Below are 17,646 nucleotides of genomic sequence, written 5' to 3' on the forward strand. Positions count from 1 at the left end.
CAGGTGGGGTGCGGCACGCCGTACCCCAGGTGGGGGGAGCGGTGGGCCTGCCCGATAGCCTTCGCCCATGACCTCCCTGCCCCGCGGCAGAGCCGCTAATGAATCTGCTCCCGGATCTGTTCCCGGATCCGATGGATCTTCTGGATTCAGCGCCGCGCGCCGCCGTCGCGCCGTTGCCGTTGTCGGAGCCGTGTCCGCCGGACTTCTCACGCTGTCCGCCTGCGACAAGCCGACGCCGCTGGCCACCATCACGGTCGGCGACAACTCGGTCAGCTCCGAGACCGACTGCTACAACGACGGCAAGGAGGTGAAGGCCGCGGACCTGGCCAAGTGCCTCAAGGCCAAGGACATCAAGTCCATCAAGGTCGACCCCGACGAGACCGTGCGGTTCGGTGTGGACCCCGACATCGCCGAAAAGGGCTGGACGATCCTGATGAACGGTCAGCCGCTGACCGACTCCAGCAAGAAGACGTACCGCACGATCCCGGGCAGCGTGTTCTTCAACGCGCAGTACGGCGCGAGCGGCACCTCCACGCTCGTCTCCATCAAGGAGGGCGACACGACGGTCAGCGGTCTGTGGTCCTTCACGCTCAAGAAGGACTCCTGACCACGTCTTCCGTACGTGCGGCACGCGTCCTCGTAGCCACCGCGGTCTCCGTCGAACGGGACGCGGTGGCCCGGGCGTTCGCGCACCGGCCCCTCGTCGAGGTCCCGATGCCCGGGGCGACCCTCCACCGGGCCGGTGCCTACGATCTGCTCACCGCCGGTGTCGGCCCCGCCCTCGCCGCCGCGTCGACCGCCACCGCCCTCACCGCGGCCGCCCTGTCTGACACCCCGTACGACCTCGTCGTCTCGGCGGGCATCGCCGGCGGTTTCCAGCCGGACGCGCCCGTCGGTTCACTCGTCGTCGCCGACGAGATCACGGTGGCGGATCTGGGCGCGGAGACCGCGGACGGGTTCGTGCCCGTCACCGAACTCGGCTTCGGGGTCGTCAGCCACCGTCCGCCGGAAACACTCGTACGAGACCTCGCGGCGGCCACGGGTGGACGCGCCGGGACGGTACTGACCGTGTCCACCGTGACCGGCACGGCCGCCCGCGCCGCCGAACTGCGCGCCCGCCACCCCCGCGCCCTCGCCGAGGCGATGGAGGGCTTCGGGGTCGCCGAGGCCGCCGCCGCGCACGGCGTGCCCGTCCTTGAGCTGCGCGCGGTCTCCAACCCCGTCGGCCCGCGCGACCGCGCCGCCTGGCGCATCGGCGAGGCCCTCGCGGCACTCACGGAGGCTTTCGGGAAGCTCGCGCCCGTCCTGGAGAGTTGGAACCCACATGACCGCACTCACTGAGCCCCTGCAGATCGCGTACTCGCCCTGCCCGAACGACACCTTCGTCTTCGACGCCTGGGCCCATGGCCGGGTGCCGGACGCGCCCGCGCTCGACGTCACCTTCGCGGACATCGACATCACCAACGGCATGGCCGAGCGCGGCGAGTTCGACGTGCTGAAGGTGTCGTACGCCGTGCTGCCGTACGTCCTCGACGAGTACGCGCTGCTGCCGTGCGGCGGTGCGCTGGGCCGGGGCTGCGGCCCTCTGGTGCTCGCCCGGGAGCAGAACGCGGACCTCACGGGCGGTACGGTCGCCGTGCCGAGCGAGCGGTCGACGGCGTATCTGCTCTTCCGGCTCTGGGCCGCGGACACGCTCCCCGGCGGGGTCGGCTCGATCGTGGTCATGCCGTTCCACGAGATCATGCCCGCCGTACGGGACGGGAAGGTCGACGCGGGACTCGTCATCCACGAGGCGCGTTTCACGTACCAGAACTACGGGCTGCACAAGCTCGCCGACATGGGCGATCACTGGGAGCGGACGACCGGGCTGCCCATTCCGCTGGGCGCCATCATCGCCAAGCGCTCGCTGGGCGAGGAGCGGCTGACGGCGCTCGCAGCGGCGACCCGTACGTCGGTCCGGATGGCCTGGGACGACCCGGAGGCCTCCCGCCCCTACGTCCTGGAACACGCCCAGGAGATGGACCCGGCCGTCGCCGACCAGCACATCGGCCTGTACGTGAACGAGTTCACGGCCGGTCTTGGCGACGACGGATACGCAGCTGTGCGGGGGCTGCTGACGCGGGCGGCGGCCGAGGGGCTGGTGCCGCCCCTCGGGCCGGATGCGCTGAACTTTCCGTAGTCGGTGACTCGGTCGGCTATACGTCGAGTTGGTCGGCGACCGCTCGCAGCAGGCCCGCGATCTTGCTGCCGGAGGCCTTGTCGGGGTAGCGGCCCCTCTCCAGCATCGGCGTGATGTTTTCGAGGAGGGTCGTCAAGTCCTGGACGATGGAGGCCAGTTCGTCCGGCTTGCGGCGCTGCGAGACCGCGACGGAGGGGGTCGGGTCCAGGAGGATCACCGAAAGCGCCTGGTCGCCGCGCTGGCCGGCGACGACGCCGAACTCCACTCGCTGGCCGGGCTTGAGGACTTCGACTCCGGCGGGCAGGACAGAGGAATGAACGAAGACGTCGCCGCCGTCGTCGCGGGAGAGAAAGCCGAAGCCCTTCTCGCTGTTGAACCATTTGACCTTGCCGGTAGGCACGTCTGTCCTCGTCCTCGTACTCGTCGGAAACTGCTCTGGAAACTTGCTGGGTAGCGCTTTGCAACTGCTCGGCTCGTGCACGGCAACTGCTCGGAAACTGCTCTGGATAGCACTACAGCGGGTCGTCGGACCCGCCGGTACCAAGGCTAATGGTCCGGCGGCTGCTGACAAGACGTCGCCGGATTGTTCCTTCGCGCTGGGAACTACCCTGGTCGGGTGCGTGACAAAACCCAAGCGAATTCCGCCGAACCCGGCGACCGGCTGATCCGTGCCGGTGCCATCGTGTTCTTCATCGGCGCCGTGGCCACTCTGGTCACCGTGGCCCCGCTGTTGCTCGATACGACGCCATTCCCGACGTACATGTTCGGATTGAGCATGTTCATGGGCGTCGGCTTCCTGATGGCCGGGGCGGGGGTGTTCCAGTCGCTCGCCGCGGGACGCCGTCAGGCGCGCGCCGCCCGCGTCCCGCAGTAGTCCCTCAGCCAGGCCGGGAACTCCGTCAGGTCGGCGAGGACCACGTCCGCGCCCGCCGCGCGGAGTTCCTCCGCGTCACAGGGGCCGGTGGGTACCGCGACGGCGTACGCGTCCGCGGTGTGCGCGCCGCGTACGTCGCCGGTGTGGTCGCCGACGTACACGCTCGCGCCGTGTTCGCGCAGCGCCTCCGCCTTCTGCTCCGCCCACAGGTTGCCGACGACCGCGTCCGGTTCGATGCGCAGGTGCTGGAGGTGCAGCTTGGCGTTGGGCTCCCACTTCGCGGTGACGACGACCGCGCGGCCGCCTGCGGCCTGGACCGCCGCGACGGCCTCGCGGGCGCCTGGCATCGCGGGCGTGGCCGTGATCGCGTACGCGGGGTACATCTCGCGGTAGACGTCCGCTGTCGCGGCGACCTCCTCCGCCGGGAACCAGTTGACGAGCTCCTCCTCCAGGGGTGGCCCGAGCCGCGTCACCACCAGGTCGCAGTCGATGTACGTGCCCGTCCTCGCCGAAAGCGCCTGGTAGCAGGCGTGGATCCCGGGCCGGGAGTCGATCAGGGTCATGTCGAGGTCGAAGCCGACGGTGAGGGGGGCGAGGGGGCGCGGTGTCATGTGGGCCATTGTGCCGAGGGGGGTGGCGGGAGGGTTTTTCGCCCCCTCCGCCCCTTCCCGTCCCGTACCTGGGGGCTGTCGCCCCCAGACCCCCGCATCGGCCTGAACGGCCTCGTCCTCAAACGCCGGACGAGCTGGAGATAGCCCCTCCGGCGTTTGAGGAGCGGGGGTTTGGGGGCGGAGCCCCCAAGGGACGGGAATGGGAAGGGGCGGAGGGGGCGAAAAAACCCACCCCCAGCCCCCCACTCACCCCCTCCGCCGCTGCGACCGCCAAACCAAATACAGCGCCGACCCCACCGCCGCCCCCCGCACAACCCACGGCCACGTCTCCCCGATCGCCTCGTTCATGTGCCCCTCGGCGATCGGCTCGCCCCAGCGGTCGTTCATCCGCCCCCACAGCCAGACGATTCCGCCCGCGGCCGCCAGGCCGGGCAGCACGAGGACGGCACCCTTCGACTCGGCGGGGCTCAGCCGCCGCGAGGCGTAGGCGATGAGCCAGCCGAGGACGAGGGCGAACCAGTTGCCGAGGGCGGCGCCCGCGACGAGGAGAGCGGCGGCCAGGAGAAGGAGGGGGTTGCTCCAGCCGTCGAGGCGAGGGAGGCGGACGAGACGGCGGCGCGGGGTCGAGACCTCGGGCTCGGGCTCGGCGACGGCCTCCGCGGCCTTGCCCTTGCCCCCGGCCACAACCGCCTCGTCCTTCTCGGGCGGCGGCTTCAGTATTTCCGGAATCTCCACACCGCCCACAAACCCCGGCACGCTCTCCCCCAGCCCGAGCGGAGTGGTCCCCACCCGCCACCAGTCCGGCTGCATGGCGCTGTCCCCCAGCTCCTGCGCACTCGCCAGATGCGGCGGCGCGGGAGCATCGTCGTCGGCCGCCGAGGCGGCACCGGACTCCGGGGGCCGCGGCCGGGGGACGACACGGCGCAGGCCCTTGGGGCGGGGCGCCGGTTCGTCGGTGTGACGCTGGGTGGGGACGGCGGCCCAGGTCCCCGTCCCGGCCGCCTCCCCCGGAGTGCCCGCACCCGCGGCGGCGACGATCTCGTCGGGGGTGCCGAGCCGGTCGAGGATCCGGCGGACGGCGGCGGGGCTGTCGGCGGTGGCCTTCGCCCGGCGGCGGTCGATCTCGTTGCGCAGTTCCGACACGAGCCGCATGCGCGTGGCGGACGGCACCTGGCGCTGCTGGGCCAGGTCTCCGACCCGGCTCAGATAGTCGAAGACGAGCTGGTCGCTCTCAATTCCCACGAAGTCCCCTCCGAGGGGCGCGCGTTGGATACCTCGTGGTCACGACGGTACCGGGTTTTGCATACCCGCCGCTCCCGAGGGTTCGGGCCCTTCCGGCGCGCGCGGAACGGGGTCGGGACCGGAGCCCCGGGCCGGGGAGGTCAGGGGCGCAGGAGGTGAAACCCGCTACCGTTGGCCGGATGAGCACCGAGGAGCACCCCACCACGGACCCCGCCCCCGCGGGGAACGCTCCGCGTTCGCTGGCGGAAGCCCTCCGCGCACGCGACGACGCCTCACTGTCCGCCCTCCTCCGCAGCCGCCCCGACCTGATCACCCCCGTCCCCACGGACCTCACGCAGCTGGCGACCCGGGCGGGCACCCGCGCCTCGGTCGTCCGCGCCCTGGAGCGTCTGGACCGGTTCGCCCTGCAGACGGCGGAGGCGCTGGCCGTGGCGCCCGAACCGGCGGCGTACGACGAGCTGCTCGCCCTGATGGCGGGCGACGACCGCGATCCGGCGGTCACCGGGGCGTTCCCGCGGGCCCTCGGCACGCTCCGCGAGCAGGCCCTCGTCTGGGGGCCCGACGACCGGCTGCGGCTCGTCCGCACGGCCCGTGAGCTGCTCGCGCCGTCCCCGCAGCACCCGTCCCCGACGGGTCTCGGCCCGACGGTCGCGGAGGCCACGGCGGGCATGTCGCCGGGCCGGATCCAGGAGATCGTGACCGCGGCCGGGCTGCCGAGCACCCATGACTCCGTGTCGGCCGTGGCGTCCCTGACCGGCCTGTTCACGGATCGCGCCAGGATGTCGGCGCTTCTCGACGAGGCCCCGGCCGAGTCGGTGGACGTGCTGTCCCGGCTGGTGTGGGGGCCGCCGTACGGGCAGGTGACCGCCGACCCGGCACGCCATCTGCGCTGGCTGATCGGCCGGGGGCTGCTGCTGCCGACGGCGCCCGGCACGGTCGTACTGCCCCGGGAGGTGGCCCTGCACCTGCGGGCGGGCCGCGCGCACCGGGTCACGGAGCCGATGGGGCCATCCATCGAGCACGCGCACGCGGCGACGCACCGTCCACAGGTTGTGGACACCACGGCGGCGGGCCAGGCGTACACGGCCCTCGCCACCGTCGAGGAGCTGCTGAAGGACTGGCACGAGGGTGGTCCCGCCGTGCTGCGCGCGGGCGGGCTGAGTGTGCGGGATCTGAAGCGGACGGCGGTGGCACTGGACGTGTCGGAGCCGGTGGCCGCGTTCTGGGTCGAACTCGCCTATGCGGCGGGCCTGTTGGCGTCGGACGGTGCGGCGGAGGAGCGGTACGCGGCGACGCCCAGGTACGACGAGTGGCTGGAGCTGCCCGCAGCCGAGCGCTGGGTCAGGCTCGCCTCGGCGTGGCTGGCGGCCACCCGTACGCCGGGTCTGGTCGGCGGGCGGGACGCGAAGGACCGTACCTTGTCGGCGCTCGGCCCCGGTCTGGACCGCTCCGCGGCCGCCGAGGTCCGCCACCGCGTCCTCGCCCTGCTGGCCGCCCTTCCCGAAGGCGCCTCCCCCACCGAGGCCTCCGTCCTCGCCCGTCTCCAGTGGGAACGCCCCCTGAGAAGCCCCCAGTCGACGGACGACCTGCGCACCCGCCTCGCCCGATGGACCCTGTCCGAGGCGGAGTCGCTGGGCGTGACGGGCCGGGGGGCGCTGTCGGCGCAGGGGCGGGCGCTGCTCGGCCTGCCGCCGGCGACTCCGCACGACGCGGAGCCCGTCGGCCCCGGCGACAAGCTGCCCGTCCACAAGCGCCCGCACCCGGCGCCCGAGTCCGCCCACTCCCCCGCCGAGCAGGCCGCGGCCGCCACCCGGGCGGCCCGGCTCCTCGCCCCGCTGCTCCCCGAGCCCCTGGACCACGTCCTCCTCCAGGCGGACCTGACCGCGGTCGCGCCGGGCCCGCTGGACCGCCCGCTCGCCGACACGCTCGGCGTCCTCGCGGACGTCGAGTCGAAGGGCGGGGCGACGGTGTACCGCTTCACGCCGGGGTCGGTGCGGCGGGCGCTGGACGCGGGCCGGTCGGCATCGGACCTGCACGCGTTCCTCGCCGCGCACTCGCGGACGCCGGTCCCGCAGCCGCTCACCTATCTGATCGACGACGTGGCGCGCAGGCACGGCCATCTGCGGATCGGCTCGGCGTCGGCGTACGTGCGGTGCGACGACGACTCGATGCTGAACGAGATCCTCGCCGACAAGCGGTCACAGGGGCTGCGCCTGAGACGCCTCGCGCCCACCGTGCTCGCCGCGCAGGCCGAGCCGGCCGCCCTCCTGGAGGGGCTGCGCGCGATGGGCTTCGCGCCCGCCGCCGAGTCCGCGGAGGGCGACGTCCTGATCACCCGGGCGCACGCCCACCGCACCCCGCCGCGGACCGCACCCGCGCCCGTCACGGACGGCCCGCCGGTCCCCGACGCCACCCTCCTCGGCGCCGCGGTGCGCGCCATCCGCGCCGGCGACCTGGCCTCCACGACACCCCGCAAGCCCAACGCCGACGACCGGCCCGGCAGCGCCGACCTCCCCCGCACCAGCCCCGCCGAGACCCTCGCCACCGTGCAGGCCGCCGTCCTCACCGGCGAGGCCCTCTGGATCGGCTACGTCAACGCCGAGGGCTCCGCCACCCAGCGCGTCATCGCCCCGATCCGCGTCGAGGGCGGCTTCGTCACGGCGTACGACCACACGGCGGACGAGGTCCGGACGTATCCGCTGCACCGGGTGACGGGGGTCGCCGAGCTCGCGGAGGACGCCGGCTGACCGGCGGACCCGGTCAGCAGTCCGTGACCCGGGCGTCCGCGGGGAGGCCGAAGTGGGCGCGGGCGGCGGTCTTCAGGGGGGTGTCCGACATGGCGCCGTCGAGTTCGGATTCGGTGAAGAAGCCGAAGTGGTCCTTCTCCCACTGCGCGTAGCCCGCGCCGTCCGGCGGTTCCTCCCGCGACACGACGCGGTAGCCGCCGTCCGTCTCCCGCTTCAGCCGGACCACCTGCGGGTATCTGGAGCCGCCGCACTCCACCAGAGCGCCGCCGCGCACCCCGTACTCCATGCACAGCGTGGTGACGCCCGCCCGTACGAGGCCCTCGCGCTCGGTGAGGTCCACCGCCTCCGCCCGGCAGAACCAGCGCGCCCCGAGACCGGGCACCGTCTCGCCGTACCCGCTGCCCCGCGAGTCGGCCGCGAGCCGGGCCTCGATCACCGGCCGCACCTCGCCCCACAGACGGGCGTCGACGTCCGCCGGCCACAGCACCCACACGCCCGTCGCCACCAGCACCGCGGTGGCTCCCAGACCCGCCCCGCACCTGCGTACCGACATCACTGCGAGCTCCTCCCCGCGCCGCACGCCTGCGCCGCTCCCGCAGGTCAAGACAGCCGTCGGGGGTCCGGGGTTGCACACGGGGCTCGTCGGGTGTGAGCTGCGCCCCGCCGTGAACGTCCGCCGGTGATGCACACTGGACGTTTGGCCGAGCACCCGCGCGTGGGTGCCGCCGCGCAGAAAGGTACGGGCGTGAACGGACCTCTCATCGTCCAGAGCGACAAAACACTCCTGCTCGAAGTCGACCACGAGAAGGCCGACGCCTGCCGTCGGGCCATCGCGCCCTTCGCCGAACTGGAGCGGGCGCCCGAGCACATCCACACCTACCGGGTGACACCACTCGGGCTGTGGAACGCGCGGGCGGCCGGGCACGACGCCGAGCAGGTCGTGGACGCGCTCGTCGAGTTCAGCCGCTATCCCGTGCCGCACGCGCTGCTGGTGGACATCGCGGAGACCATGGACCGCTACGGGCGGCTCACCCTCAGCAAGCACCCCGCCCACGGCCTGGTGCTCACCACCACCGACCGGCCGATCCTCGAGGAGATCCTGCGGTCGAAGCGGGTCGCGCCGCTGGTCGGCGCCCGGATCGACCCGGACACGGTCCTCGTGCACCCCTCCGAGCGCGGGCAGATCAAGCAGACGCTGCTGAAGCTGGGCTGGCCGGCCGAGGACCTCGCCGGGTACGTCGACGGCGAGGCGCACGCGATCGACCTCGACGAGACCGGCTGGGCGCTGCGGCCCTACCAGCGGCAGGCGGTGGAGAACTTCTGGCACGGCGGCAGCGGGGTCGTCGTACTGCCCTGTGGGGCCGGGAAGACCCTCGTCGGCGCCGGGGCGATGGCCGAGGCGAAGGCCACCACCCTCATCCTCGTCACGAACACCGTCTCCGCCCGGCAGTGGAAGCACGAGCTGGTGAAGCGGACGTCGCTGACCGAGGAGGAGATCGGCGAGTACAGCGGTACGCGCAAGGAGATCCGCCCGGTCACCATCGCGACGTACCAGGTGCTGACGACGAAGCGGAAGGGCATCTACCCGCACCTGGAGCTCTTCGACTCCCGCGACTGGGGACTCATCCTCTACGACGAGGTGCACCTGCTGCCCGCACCCGTCTTCAAGTTCACCGCCGACCTCCAGGCGCGCCGCCGTCTCGGTCTGACGGCCACCCTCGTACGCGAGGACGGCCGCGAGTCGGACGTCTTCTCCCTCATCGGGCCGAAGCGGTTCGACGCGCCCTGGAAGGAGATCGAGGCGCAGGGGTACATCGCGCCCGCCGACTGCGTCGAGGTCCGCGTCAATCTCACCGAGACCGAGCGGCTCGCCTACGCCACCGCCGAGACCGAGGAGAAGTACCGCTTCTGTGCGACGACCGCGACCAAGCGGAAGGTGACGGAGGCGCTGGTACGGCGGTTCGCGGGGCAGCAGATCCTGGTGATCGGCCAGTACATCGACCAACTCGACGAGCTGGGCGAGCACTTGAACGCGCCTGTCATCAAGGGCGAGACGAGCAACGCGCAGCGCGAGAAGCTGTTCGGCGCGTTCCGCGAGGGCGAGATCAGCGTCCTTGTCGTCTCCAAGGTCGCGAACTTCTCCATCGACCTGCCCGAGGCGACCGTCGCCATCCAGGTGTCGGGGACCTTCGGTTCGCGGCAGGAGGAGGCCCAGCGGCTCGGCCGGGTGCTGCGGCCGAAGGCCGACGGTCACCAGGCGCACTTCTACTCCGTAGTCGCCCGCGACACCATCGACCAGGACTTCGCCGCCCATCGGCAGCGGTTCCTGGCGGAGCAGGGGTACGCCTACCGGATCATGGACGCCGATGAGCTGCTGGCGGCGGACAAGGACGGCTGAGCCGCCAGCAGGGCCGCCAGCCCCAGCAGGGGGTACGGCGAGGCCAACAACTGCTGCCACCAGGTGAGTTGCAGATCCAGGTCGCCCTGGTGCGGGACCAGCCAGAGAGTACGGGCCGTGAAGACCAGCAGGACGGTCGCGGCCAGGCGCGGGCGGTTCTCGGCGTGCAGCACGGCGATCAGCGGTACGCACCACACCCAGTGGTGCGACCAGCTGATCGGGCAGACGAGCAGGGCCGTGGTGGCGGTGATCAGGATGCCCCAGCGTTCCTGGGGGGCGCGGCGGGCGAGCCAGAGGCCCGCGCAGGCGACGGCCACCGCGGGCAGCGCCCAGGCGAGGCCCGGCTCCCGTTCCCCCAGTGCGCGGGCGATCAGCCCCTGGAGCGACTGGTTGTCGACGATCCACGCCTTGCCGACGCGGCCGGTCTCGTAAAGGCGCCGGGTGAAGAAGTCGACGCTGGCGGCGGGAAGTACGAGAGCTCCGAGCAGTACGGTCCCGGCGAAGGCCGACGCGGCCGTGGCCGCCTCCCGTCGTCTCCCCCTGAGCAGCAGGTACGCGATGAAGAGGGCCGGCGTGAGTTTCACCCCGGCGGCGATGCCGAGCGCGATTCCCCTGCCCCGGGCGCCGGCCGGGCGGGTCAGGTCCCAGAGGATCAGGCAGGCGAGGGCGAGGTTGATCTGGCCGAACAGGACGGTCTGGAAGACGGGTTCGAGCCAGAGGGCGAGCGCGGTGGCCGCGCAGACGACGGGGGCTCGCACGGGCAGGTCCGCGAGGCGGCAGGAGAGCCGGACCAGCGTGGCGAGCAGGGCCACGTTCCCTGCGGCGAAGGCCAGTTTGAGCGCGCCGACGGGGAGCCAGGTCGTCGGTACGAAGAGGAGCGCCGCGAAGGGCGGGTACGTCGCGGGCAGCCGCCACTCGGTGACGGTGAACCCGTAGAGATCCGTGCCGTTCGCCACGGCCTGGCCTTCGGCCCGGTAGACCAGTACGTCGGCCATGGGGGCGTGCGTGACGACGCACAGCGCGGAGAAGGCGGCGAGGGAGACGATCAGCAGGGTTCGCACGGAGGCGACTTCACTGGGTGAGCGTCGGATCACTTTCCGTTGAAGCACGGAGTGACCCTACTGTCCGGGCAGTTCGGCCCGGCGGACGGCTCATCGCTGTGGGCCGGGCGTACGACTCACCGCTGCGAGCCAGGCATACGGCTCACCGTCGCCGTACGCCCGCCTCCTCTCCGTACTCGCCGAGCAGGACCACGCTGAGGGCCGCGCCCGCGAACACCTTGACGGCGCGCAGGGCGTCGCCCACGCGGTGGCGGTGGTGGGTGCCGGAGGCGGCGGTCGCGCCGGTGCGGACAGGGGGGCCTGGGGTGAAGGTAGCTGCGCTCATGTATCCATGGTGGAACTCGCGGCCCCGAATGGCGTCGCCCTCCGGACCGAACCCCGGCGGCCCCCTCGTACGCCTGCAGGCCGCCCCTCGTACGCCTCACGACGGACCCCGACCCCTAGGGTCCTGCGGGCGTACCCCTGAGCCGCGCAGAACGGGCGTACCGCTGAGCCGCGAAAAACAGTTGGCCCCGGCATCCCCCGCTCGCCTAGAATCTCCGCTCTTGCCCGCCTCCCCGCACGGAGCGCCGCCGCCCGGACGGAAACCGGACGGCATCCAGGAATCACCCACGCATCAGGTCTCCCGGAGGCACCCCCTTGTCCAGCCCGTCCGACGACCCTTACGACCCCCTTTCCCGCGAACGCACCCACCTCGGCGACTCCCGTGCCGCCCTGCGCGCGATGCGCGAGGACGTCGAGAACCTCGACATCAAGGACGTCACCGCGAACTGGGTGAACGCGGCGGTCCTCCAGCACCAGATCGACGAGCGCATCAAGGCCCTCGCCGACCTCAGCCACACCCCGCTGTTCTTCGGGCGGCTCGACTACCTGCACGCTCCGGGCGCCGACAAGGCGGAGGGTGCGGAGGGCGAGCGCTTCTACATCGGGCGGCGGCACGTCCACGACGCCGACGGCGATCCGATGGTCATCGACTGGCGCGCGCCGGTGTCGCAGCCGTTCTACCGGGCCTCGAAGCGGGACCCGATGGACGTCGGGCTCAGGCGCCGCTTCGGTTACACCGGCGGCGACCTCACCGCGTACGAGGACGAGCACCTCTCCGACCCGACAGAGACCGCGGCCACCAGCAAGCTGCTCCAGCAGGAGATCGAGCGCCCGCGCGTCGGCCCGATGCGCGACATCGTGGCGACCATCCAGCCGGAGCAGGACGAGATCGTACGAGCGGGGCTCTCCGGCTCCGTCTGCGTGCAGGGCGGTCCCGGCACCGGCAAGACGGCCGTGGGCCTGCACCGGGTCGCGTATCTGCTGTACGCCCACCGCGAGCGGCTCGCCCGCACCGGCACCCTCGTCATCGGGCCGAACAAGTCCTTCCTGCACTACATCGAGCAAGTACTCCCCGCCCTTGGCGAGTTGGAGGTCAAGCAGGCGACGGTCGACGACCTCGTCGCCCACGTGGAGGTCCGGGGCACGGACAGCGCCACCGCCGCGGTCGTCAAGGGCGACGCCCGGATGGCCGAGGTGCTGCGCAGGGCCGTCCGTTCGCATGTGACGCTGCCGACCGAGCCGGTCATGGTCGTGCGCGGGTCGCGGCGCTGGCGTGTCCCGGCGTACGAACTGGAGGAGATCGTCAGGGAGTTGCTCGACCGCGACATCCGGTACGGGGCCGCCCGCGAGGCCCTTCCGCAGCGGATCGCGCATGTGGTGCTGGTCCAGATGGAGCGCTCGGGCGAGGCACCGGACGACCGGGTGCAGGACGCGGTCGCCCGCAACGCCGCCGTGAAGGCCGCGGTCAAGGCGATCTGGCCGCCCGTGGACCCCGCCAAGCTGGTGCTCCGGCTGCTCACCGACGCGGACTTCCTCGCCGTGCACGCGGCGGGAATCCTCGACGAGGACGAGCAGAAGGAGATCCTCTGGCAGAAGCCGGCGCGGTCGGTGAAGGCCACCAAGTGGGCCCCTGCCGACGCCGTGCTGATCGACGAGGCGACCGATCTCGTCCAGCGGACGCACTCGCTCGGGCACGTCGTGCTCGACGAGGCGCAGGACCTCTCCCCCATGCAGTACCGGGCGGTCGGGCGGCGCTGCACGACCGGTTCGGCGACCGTGCTCGGCGACCTGGCGCAGGGTACGACCCCCTGGGCGACGCGGAGTTGGGCCGAGGCGCTCGGCCACCTCGGCAAGGGGGACGCCGTCGTCGAGGAGCTGACGGCCGGTTTCCGCGTCCCCACGGACGTCATCACGTACGCGTCCAGGCTGCTGCCGCACATCGCGCCCGGGCTGACCCCGGTGGCGTCGGTGCGCGAGAACCCGGGCTTCTTCGACGTACGCCCGATCACGGCCACCGGTGAAGTGGTCGCCGCCTGCGAGGAGTTGCTCCGCAACGAGGGCTCGACAGGCCTGATCGCCGCGGACGCCCGGATCCCGGCCCTCGCCGAGGCGCTGACGGAGGCCGGGATCACCTACCTCGCTCCGGGCGAGGAGACGACCCTCGACACCCGTCTCACCCTGGTACCGGCCTCGCTCGCCAAGGGCCTCGAGTACGACTACGTGGTCCTCGACGAACCACAGGCCGTGGTCGACGGCGAACCCGACGAACGCACGGGCCTGCGCCGCCTGTACGTCACCCTCACCCGAGCGGTCTCGGGCCTGACCGTGACACACGCGGCACCGCTGCCGGCCCAACTGGACTAGAGCCGGACAGGCCCTGAGGCCGCCCGTCTACGCGTCGAGCACCCGCCGCCACTCCCCTACCGCCTCCGCCGAGACCGGCCCGGTCCAGCCGCCGGGCCGGGCGGCGCCGCCGATGTGGAAGGCGTCGACGCCCGCGGCGCGCAGCTGCGGAACGTGGTCGAGCCGCAGTCCGCCGCCCACCATGATCTGCGGCTCGTAGCCGGGCTCACCGCGGCGCGCGGCCTCGGCGACGAGGGTGGGCAGGCCGTCGTCGACGCCGACGGGGGAGCCGGCGGTCAGGTAGGCGTCGAGGCCCGGCAGGTCCGCGAGTTGCTTGCGCAGGGCGTCGCGGTCGGCGGCGCGGTCGATCGCGCGGTGGAAGGTCCAGTGGCAGCCGTCCAGTTCGGCGACGATCCGCTCCACGGCGGTCAGGTCCACGCCGCCGTGCTCGTCGAGGAACCCGAGCACGAACTCGTCGGCGCCCGCGGTCCGCAGCTCACCGGCGACGCGTACCAGCGCGTCGACGTCCCCGGCGGCGAAGCCGTCCGCGAGCCGCAGCATCACACGCAGCGAGACGTCGACAGCGGCCCGGATCCCCGCGAAGGTCTCCACGGCCGGGGTGAGCCCGTCCGCGGCCATGTCGGTGACCAGCTCAAGGCGGTCCGCGCCTCCGGCCTCAGCGGCGACCGCGTCCTCCACACCGAGGGCGATCACCTCCAGGACTGCGCGCCTACGCTTACTCATCGGACCTCTTCCCTTGGGCGGCTACAGGTCTAGTCCAATCAAAGCGTACGCCGGTGGGTCGGGCGCCGCGATCAGGGCACCCGGCTCCAGCCGGGCGGAGACCTTCCAGCCCGTCAGGAGATCTTTCAGCCCCTCCGGCGCCAGCGGGCGAGGCGGCGCCATCCCGATCCCCCACCCACCCACAGGGGCGGCATCTTCAGCCCGTCCGGCGTTTGAGGACGAGCGCGTCAGCGCGACAGGGGGGTCCGGGGGCGCAGCCCCCGGAAACGGGACGGGAAGGGGCGGAGGGGGCGAACAACCCCCACCCAGCCCACCCGGCACCCGCACAATGAGCCCATGCCCGACCACCTCGACCCCGCCCCAGACGCCCTCCGCCCCCGCTGGACCCGTGCCCTGGAAGGGTCCCGCTCCCCCGGCGGCCCCGACCCCACCCCGTACGCGGACAACCTCCTCACCCGCTGGCAGGAGCCCCAACGCCGCTACCACACCCTCACCCACCTCACCGCGGTCCTCGACCACATCGACGTCCTGGAGAAGCACGCCGACACCCCCGACCTGGTGCGCCTGGCCGCCTGGTTCCACGACGCCGTCTACCTCCCGAACCGCTCCGAGAACGAGGAACGCTCGGCCCACCTGGCCGAACGCGCCCTCCCCGAAGCCGGGCTGACCGCCCCCGACACGGCGGAGGTCGCCCGCCTGGTCCGCCTCACCGTCACCCACGCCCCCGCGGACGACGACCGCAACGGCCAGGTCCTCTGCGACGCCGACCTGGCGATCCTGGCCGCGCCCGCACCGGCGTACGCGGATTACACGAAGGCCGTCCGCGAGGAGTACGCCTTCGTCCCCGCCGAGGCGTTCCGCGAGGGCAGAGCGGCGATCCTCCGCCAACTCCTCGACCTGCCGAGACTGTTCAGGACCCCGTACGGCGAACGGGAGTGGGAACAGCGGGCGCGCGAGAACCTGCGGACGGAGCTGACACAGCTCGGCAGCGCCCCCGGCTGAAAAATCGGGTACGTACGCGACCGTGGTCGCGCCTACCCTCACCCCCATGGGAGACATGGGTGGGGACCAGGTGTCGGAGGCCGTGGCGAGCAGCGCGACGCTGCTGCGGACGGTGAGCGAGCGGGACTGGGACGGGGTCAAGGCGGGGCGCCTGGCGTGGAGTTGCCGCGAAACCGCCGTGCACATCTGCTCCGATCTCATCGCGTACGCGGGACAGTTGGCGGGGCGGGCCACCAAGGCGTACGTCCCGTTCGAGATCGCCATTGAGGACGGTACGGACAACGCGGGCGTCGTCGACGTGATCGAGACGACCGGCGCCCTGCTCGCCGCGACCGTCCGCACGACACCCCGCGAGGTACGCGCCTTCCACCCGTACCCCTTCCGCAGCGCGAACCGCGAGGGCTTCGCCGCGATGGGCGTCGCCGAAGTCCTGCTGCACACCCACGACATCGCCGAAGGCCTCGGCGTCCCGTACGAGCCCGCGGCCGCGCTCTGCGAGGACGCACTCGCCCGGATCTTCCCGCACGTCAGGCCCGGCCCGGACCACTGGCGCACCCTGCTCTGGGCGACAGGCCGCGGCGAACTGCCCGGCCGCGCCCCGGTCACCGAGTGGCGCTGGAGCAACAACCTGGTGATCGGGTCCGAGCGGCTCACGCTCCAGGGAGTCACTCCGGCAGCCGCCGCCGATCTGCGGGCGGGCGGCACGGGCGGCTTCGCATGGGTGGAGGGCGGCCCCTTCGAGGGCACGCGGGAGGCCGCCGGGATGGTCGTGAAGGCGTACGAGGCCGGGGTGCACCGCCCCGAGTGGGGCCTCTTCGTCCTCGTACGCACCGAGGACGGCCGCGCGGTCGGCGGCATGGGCTTCCACGGCGCCCCGGACGGCGAGGGCCGCGCCGAGGTCGGCTACGACCTGGCGGAGAAGGCCCGCGGCAACGGCTATGCGACCGAGGCCCTGCGCACCCTGGCCGGCCGGGCTCTCGCGCACGAGGACGTGAAGGTGCTGTTCGCGGCCGTCGACCGGGACAACGCCCCTTCCCAGGGCGTCATTTCACGCGCCGGGTTCACGCGGGTGAGCGAGGACGGGGAGCAGTTCGCGTACGAGCTTCGCGGGACGGACCGGTCCTTGCTGTCGCCCGCCCGGCAGGGCTGACCCTGCGCCCACCTACCCGGGACCGGCTCCCTTCCGCTCCGGGACCGCCCCGCCCAACGACGCAGCCGCGCCCGGCGCTCCGACGTACCCGCGGCCCAACCCCGGAGGTTTCCCCTCCTCGGGCCCCGCGCGCTCCCGATAATGCCTTCACCGCGGTGCTTCACGTCGCGGTGAAATCGTGGATCGGGGGAACACGATGAGCCAGTACGACCCGTCAACGCCGCCCGGACATCCGGGCCCGCCCGGGCCACCCCGGCCGCCGAATCCGGATCCCGCTCATCTGCTGGCCCGCAAGAGCGTGCGCTGGACCATCATCGGCGTGCTGGTCACCGCCGCGTTGGGGGCGCTGCCCCTGGTGACGCAGTGGCGGCAGGCGTCCAACACCAATGTCTCGGCCGGCGGCACAGGCCCGAGCGACTCCACCACGAGCCAGGGCCCCGGCCCCAGTCCGAGCCCGAGCCCGAGCGAGGTCACGACGCCCGCGGAGAACCCGGACGACCCTGCCGACCCGGACGGCGACGGCCTGACCGCCGCCGACCGGGAACTGCGCGACTCGCTCAACACCGACCAGTGGCAGCCGCAGAGCTGCGAACACGTGACGGTCCCCGGCGCCACCGCAGGGCTGCGCTGCACGGTGACCACGGACGACGTCGACCTCGGCACCGTCACCACCAAGGCGGGCATCGCGATGTACCCGTCCAAGAGCAAACTCCAGGAGGTGTACTGGAGTTATGCCGCACGGCTCCCGGAGGGCAACTGCGACGACGAACAGAACGTCCGCGGCAGCTGGTACGAGAACGACTCCACCACTCCCGACGGCGACATGGCCTGCTACGCCAGCAGCGCCACCGAGTACGTCATCTTCTGCACGTACTACGACCGGCCCGCGCTCTTCCAGGTCACCGGAGCCGACCCCGAGGCGCTCACCAACTGGTGGCACGGCCTCGACCCGGTCTTCACCGACTGACCCC

17 protein-coding genes are annotated in these 17,646 nt (G+C 72.5%); 10 read left to right on the forward strand and 7 right to left on the reverse strand.

Going from position 1 to position 17,646, the window contains the following annotated elements; genetic code table 11:
• Window positions 1-67: 67 nt before the first annotated feature.
• Genes OG219_RS21770 through OG219_RS21780 form a run of 3 tightly spaced genes read left to right on the forward strand, consistent with a single transcriptional unit; the run spans window position 68 to window position 2,179 of the window.
• Window positions 68-607, forward strand: a complete 540-nt coding sequence (locus tag OG219_RS21770) for a DUF2771 domain-containing protein (protein WP_266828960.1) — start codon at window positions 68-70, stop codon at window positions 605-607.
• A complete protein-coding gene (locus OG219_RS21775; RefSeq protein ID WP_266828962.1) occupies window positions 577-1,341 on the forward strand; it encodes a futalosine hydrolase in 765 nt (254 codons plus the stop codon). The genes OG219_RS21770 and OG219_RS21775 overlap by 31 nt, the downstream gene beginning before the upstream one ends.
• A complete protein-coding gene (locus tag OG219_RS21780) occupies window positions 1,325-2,179 on the forward strand; it encodes a 1,4-dihydroxy-6-naphthoate synthase (protein WP_266828964.1) in 855 nt (284 codons plus the stop codon). The genes OG219_RS21775 and OG219_RS21780 overlap by 17 nt, the downstream gene beginning before the upstream one ends.
• A gap of 16 nt (window positions 2,180-2,195) precedes the next feature.
• On the opposite strand, the gene OG219_RS48170 is transcribed toward OG219_RS21780, so the two are convergent.
• Window positions 2,196-2,579, reverse strand: a complete 384-nt coding sequence (locus OG219_RS48170; protein WP_323183290.1) for a cold-shock protein — start codon at window positions 2,577-2,579, stop codon at window positions 2,196-2,198.
• Window positions 2,580-2,795: 216 nt separating this feature from the next.
• Here OG219_RS48170 and OG219_RS21790 point away from each other — a divergent pair, with 216 nt between their 5' ends.
• Window positions 2,796-3,053, forward strand: coding sequence for a hypothetical protein (locus OG219_RS21790; RefSeq protein WP_266828966.1), 258 nt, complete (start codon window positions 2,796-2,798; stop codon window positions 3,051-3,053).
• Here the strand turns inward: OG219_RS21790 and OG219_RS21795 are convergent.
• Together OG219_RS21795 and OG219_RS21800 are read right to left on the reverse strand one after the other, a co-directional pair.
• Window positions 3,023-3,673, reverse strand: coding sequence for an HAD family hydrolase (locus OG219_RS21795; protein WP_266828968.1), 651 nt, complete (start codon window positions 3,671-3,673; stop codon window positions 3,023-3,025). The two genes, OG219_RS21790 and OG219_RS21795, sit on opposite strands and share 31 nt — an antisense overlap.
• Before the next feature lie 237 nt (window positions 3,674-3,910).
• Window positions 3,911-4,906 carry a hypothetical protein gene (locus tag OG219_RS21800; RefSeq protein ID WP_266828970.1) on the reverse strand — a complete coding sequence of 332 codons (996 nt, stop codon included), beginning with the start codon at window positions 4,904-4,906 and terminating at the stop codon, window positions 3,911-3,913.
• Between the two features lie 179 nt (window positions 4,907-5,085).
• Here OG219_RS21800 and OG219_RS21805 point away from each other — a divergent pair, with 179 nt between their 5' ends.
• Window positions 5,086-7,653: a helicase C-terminal domain-containing protein gene (locus OG219_RS21805; protein WP_266828972.1), complete on the forward strand. Its 2,568-nt coding sequence runs from the start codon at window positions 5,086-5,088 to the stop codon at window positions 7,651-7,653.
• Window positions 7,654-7,666: 13 nt separating this feature from the next.
• Here the strand turns inward: OG219_RS21805 and OG219_RS21810 are convergent, their stop codons facing one another.
• The gene (locus OG219_RS21810) at window positions 7,667-8,206 is read right to left on the reverse strand and encodes a hypothetical protein (RefSeq protein ID WP_266828974.1); all 540 of its coding nucleotides are present in this window, start codon (window positions 8,204-8,206) and stop codon (window positions 7,667-7,669) included.
• Window positions 8,207-8,398: 192 nt separating this feature from the next.
• Here OG219_RS21810 and OG219_RS21815 point away from each other — a divergent pair, with 192 nt between their 5' ends.
• A complete protein-coding gene (locus tag OG219_RS21815; RefSeq protein ID WP_266828976.1) occupies window positions 8,399-10,051 on the forward strand; it encodes a DNA repair helicase XPB in 1,653 nt (550 codons plus the stop codon).
• Here the strand turns inward: OG219_RS21815 and OG219_RS21820 are convergent.
• The gene (locus OG219_RS21820; RefSeq protein WP_266836178.1) at window positions 10,000-11,103 is read right to left on the reverse strand and encodes a glycosyltransferase 87 family protein; all 1,104 of its coding nucleotides are present in this window, start codon (window positions 11,101-11,103) and stop codon (window positions 10,000-10,002) included. The genes OG219_RS21815 and OG219_RS21820 overlap by 52 nt on opposite strands.
• A gap of 151 nt (window positions 11,104-11,254) precedes the next feature.
• Complete coding sequence (locus OG219_RS21825) at window positions 11,255-11,437, reverse strand: hypothetical protein (RefSeq protein WP_266828978.1); 183 nt, start codon at window positions 11,435-11,437, stop codon at window positions 11,255-11,257.
• A gap of 314 nt (window positions 11,438-11,751) precedes the next feature.
• On the opposite strand from OG219_RS21825, the gene OG219_RS21830 reads away from it, so the two are divergent.
• Window positions 11,752-13,800: an AAA family ATPase gene (locus OG219_RS21830; RefSeq protein WP_266828980.1), complete on the forward strand. Its 2,049-nt coding sequence runs from the start codon at window positions 11,752-11,754 to the stop codon at window positions 13,798-13,800.
• A gap of 27 nt (window positions 13,801-13,827) precedes the next feature.
• Here OG219_RS21830 and OG219_RS21835 read toward each other — a convergent pair whose 3' ends face one another.
• Window positions 13,828-14,523 carry a copper homeostasis protein CutC gene (locus OG219_RS21835; RefSeq protein ID WP_266828982.1) on the reverse strand — a complete coding sequence of 232 codons (696 nt, stop codon included), beginning with the start codon at window positions 14,521-14,523 and terminating at the stop codon, window positions 13,828-13,830.
• A gap of 336 nt (window positions 14,524-14,859) precedes the next feature.
• On the opposite strand from OG219_RS21835, the gene OG219_RS21840 reads away from it, so the two are divergent.
• The 3 genes from OG219_RS21840 to OG219_RS21850 all read left to right on the forward strand — a co-directional run bounded on the left by OG219_RS21840 (window position 14,860) and on the right by OG219_RS21850 (window position 17,642).
• Window positions 14,860-15,525 (forward strand): hypothetical protein, encoded by a 666-nt coding sequence (locus OG219_RS21840; protein WP_266828984.1) that lies wholly within the window; start codon window positions 14,860-14,862, stop codon window positions 15,523-15,525.
• Window positions 15,526-15,571: 46 nt separating this feature from the next.
• On the forward strand, window positions 15,572-16,675 hold the full coding sequence (locus tag OG219_RS21845) for a GNAT family N-acetyltransferase (RefSeq protein ID WP_266828986.1): 1,104 nt from the start codon (window positions 15,572-15,574) through the stop codon (window positions 16,673-16,675).
• Between the two features lie 196 nt (window positions 16,676-16,871).
• On the forward strand, window positions 16,872-17,642 hold the full coding sequence (locus tag OG219_RS21850; RefSeq protein ID WP_266828988.1) for a hypothetical protein: 771 nt from the start codon (window positions 16,872-16,874) through the stop codon (window positions 17,640-17,642).
• Window positions 17,643-17,646 lie beyond the last annotated feature (4 nt).

Source organism: Streptomyces sp. NBC_00038 (assembly GCF_026343635.1).
Classification (GTDB): domain Bacteria; phylum Actinomycetota; class Actinomycetes; order Streptomycetales; family Streptomycetaceae; genus Streptomyces.